This is a genomic window from Mycobacterium sp., from assembly GCF_035603715.1.
Classification (GTDB): Bacteria; Actinomycetota; Actinomycetes; order Mycobacteriales; family Mycobacteriaceae; genus Mycobacterium.
On the sequence record NZ_DATNJW010000512.1, the window covers coordinates 1 to 2,158 of the forward strand.

The following is a 2,158-nucleotide window of genomic DNA, read 5'->3' on the forward strand; positions in this document are numbered from 1 at the left end:
CAGATATCACGGCGATTTATGACGAGTGGATAGCGCTGCTTCGCACCGCATTGTCTGCTATGCGCAGACGCGGCGAACTGCGCAGCGACGCCGACCCTCGTCAGCTAGCGCGATTCATGGTCACCGCGCATCAGGGTGGGGCACTGTTGACCCAGGCGACTCGGTCGATAAAGCCGCTGCGTGATGCTCTGGACGGGGCCGTCGAATACATCTACTCTTTCGCCACTGAGCCCGTCACTCTTGCCCCGCGGAAGCGGAAGCGGAGCTAATCTTCCAACCTGGCGCTGGCGCAAGTCGTCGACATAAGGCGAGATTGGGTTCCCTCTCTGCCAACCTGGGTTGAGGCACCTCCCCCCTGACAATTAGTGACCCGAGGGCGGGGATGGAGAGCTTCCCCGAGATGGCGAACAAGGTGACCGCATTGGTCCGAGCGACCGGGATCGAAGATCCTGGTCGGATGAATGACGCTGGGACGGAACGTCCCGACCCTGAGGTGCCCGAGCGTGTCCGGCGCCGGACGTTCACCGCGAAGTACAAGCTGGAGATCCTGGCCGCTTACGACGCTGCTCCTGCAGGCGAGAAGGGTGCGCTGTTGCGCCGGGAGGGCTTGTATTCCAGTCACATTGTGCAGTGGCGGCAGGCCCGCGACGCCGGCGCGCTGGCTGGCTTGGCCGTTCCGCGCGGACGTAAGCGGCGCGATCCGCAGGCCGAGCGGATCGCCCGGCTGGAGGCCGAAAAACAGCAACTGGAGCAGGAGCTGGCCAAGACCCGTTTCGTGGTGGACGTGCAGGCAAAACTGCACGCGCTCTTGGAGACGCTCTCCGAGAGCGCGGAGCCCGAAAACGGGTCGACGAAATGAGCGACACAGCGGTCGCTGAGCTGGAGCCCAAGATCGGCCTACGCAACGCCTGCGATGTCGTCGGTGTCGCCCAAGCCAGCTATTACCGCCGACACCGGCACGGCCCGTCACCGCAGCGGCCGGCGCCAATCCCGCACACCGACCGACCGCAGCCTCGCGCGTTGTCCGAGACTGAGCGGGCCGCGATCCTGGCTGAGCTGCACAGCGAGCGGTTCGTCGACACCTCGCCGACCGAGGTGTGGGCCACCCTGCTCGACGAAGGCCGCTACCTCGGCTCAATCTCGACCTTCTACCGGCTGCTGCGCCAAGCCGGCGAGAGCCGGGAGCGCCGGCGCCAAGCCAGCCACCCAGCGACAGTGAAACCCGAGCTGGTCGCCCTCGAGCCGAACCAGGTGTGGAGTTGGGATATCACCAAGCTGCGCGGCCCGGCGAAGTGGAGCTGGTACTACCTGTACGTGATCTTGGACATCTTCTCCCGTTACGTAGTCGGATGGATGGTCGCTAGTCGCGAAAGTGCCGCGCTCGCTGAGGTATTGATCCGTCAGACGTGCGCCAAGCAGGGTATCGGCCGCGACCAGTTGACCATCCACGCCGACCGTGGCTCGTCGATGACCTCCAAGCCAGTGGCGTTCCTGCTCGCCGACCTCGGCGTCACCCAGTCGCACTCACGCCCGCACGTCTCCGACGACAATCCGTTCAGCGAGGCGCAATTCAAGACGTTGAAATATCGGCCCGACTTCCCCAACCGGTTCGACTCGATCGAGGCCGCCCGTCGGCACTGCCAGATCTTCTTCGGCTGGTACAACGACGAACATCGCCATACCGGGCTGGGTTTACACGTTCCCGCCGACGTGCACTACGGCACCGCCGCCATCACCCGCGAGAAGCGCGCCGGCGTGCTCGACGCCGCCTACGCCGCACACCCAGAACGGTTCGTGCAAAAGCCTCCCGAACCACCGAAACTGCCTAGCGGCTCGTGGATTAACAAACCAGACGACACCAAGGAGGCCACTCAGTAAATACCGCTCAACGGCGCCTCGTTCAGGTTGACAGATTCCGGGACCGCCGCCGGCGACCTGACCGCCAGTCAACTTCACTTCGGATTCGTCGGATCGATCGTGCTGTTCGCAATCGTCATGGCCGTGCCGGCATTGGGCTATTGGCGATTTCACCTCAACGGAGTCGTCGCCTTCTGGTGGGCATACATCGCAACTCGACCGCTCGGCGCCTCCATCGCGGACTGGTTGTGTAAGCCCACCAAGACCGGAGGCCTAGACTACGGCGCTGGCCCCGTGGCTG

2 protein-coding genes and 1 pseudogene are annotated in these 2,158 nt (G+C 64.3%); all 3 read left to right on the forward strand.

Features of this window, described 5'->3' with window-relative positions; translation table 11 throughout:
- Positions 1 to 269, forward strand: a 269-nt coding sequence (locus VN856_RS21265; RefSeq protein ID WP_325692624.1) for a TetR family transcriptional regulator C-terminal domain-containing protein, incomplete at its 5' end; no start/stop codon positions are given.
- A 188-nt stretch (positions 270 to 457) separates the two neighbouring features.
- A protein-coding gene (locus VN856_RS21270; RefSeq protein ID WP_414687016.1) for an IS3 family transposase occupies positions 458 to 1,878 on the forward strand; the annotation gives its coding sequence in 2 pieces (ribosomal slippage) (positions 458 to 806 and positions 806 to 1,878; 1,422 coding nt in all).
- Positions 1,879 to 1,905: 27 nt separating this feature from the next.
- A pseudogene (locus VN856_RS21275) lies at positions 1,906 to 2,158 on the forward strand (hypothetical protein); the annotation flags it as partial.